The sequence below is a fragment of the Streptomyces sp. TRM70350 genome (assembly GCF_019219825.1).
GTDB lineage: Bacteria > Actinomycetota > Actinomycetes > Streptomycetales > Streptomycetaceae > Streptomyces.
The window spans coordinates 1-511 of record NZ_JAHUXH010000124.1 but is presented as its reverse complement, the minus strand read 5'-3'; the positions used below and the strand labels follow the sequence as shown (position 1 = coordinate 511).

General features: G+C 68.3%; 1 protein-coding gene. It reads right to left on the bottom strand.

Features of this window, described 5'->3' with window-relative positions:
• Positions 1–59 precede the first annotated feature (59 nt).
• Positions 60–511, bottom strand: a 452-nt coding sequence (locus KWI83_RS37865) for an alpha-glucosidase C-terminal domain-containing protein (RefSeq protein WP_218518897.1), incomplete at its 5' end; no start/stop codon positions are given.

Genomic DNA, 511 nt, shown 5'->3' with positions numbered 1-511 from the left:
GGGGTCCCGGTCCTTGGCGGGTGTGTCCTCGAAGGTGTCCGGAACGGGCTCGTTGACAGTCATGACGCTGCTGACCCTCCGTTCTGCGCCGACACGGGCGACCGCTGGACATGGAGCACGTGGGCGGGGGCCCGGCCGGGCTCCAGGCGCACGTAGTTGGTGCTGCCCCACTGATGGGTCTCACCCGTCAGTTCGTCGTGCACGGACACGGAGGCGTGCCAGTCCAGGCCGAGGTGCGGCATGTCCAACCGGACCGTGGCCTCCTGGGCGTGGTGCGGGTCGAGGTTCACGACCACCAGGACGGTGTCGTCGCCGGTGCGTTTGCTGTACGCGATGAGCGCGTCGTTGTCCGTGTGATGGAAGCGGAGGTTGCGGAGCCGGCGCAGGGCGGGGTGGTTGCGCCGGATCGTGTTCAGCTGCGTGATGAGGGGGGCGATGGTGTTCGGGTCGTCCCAGTTGCGGGGCTTGAGCTGGTACTTCTCCGAGTCGAGGTACTCCTCGCTGCCCTCCC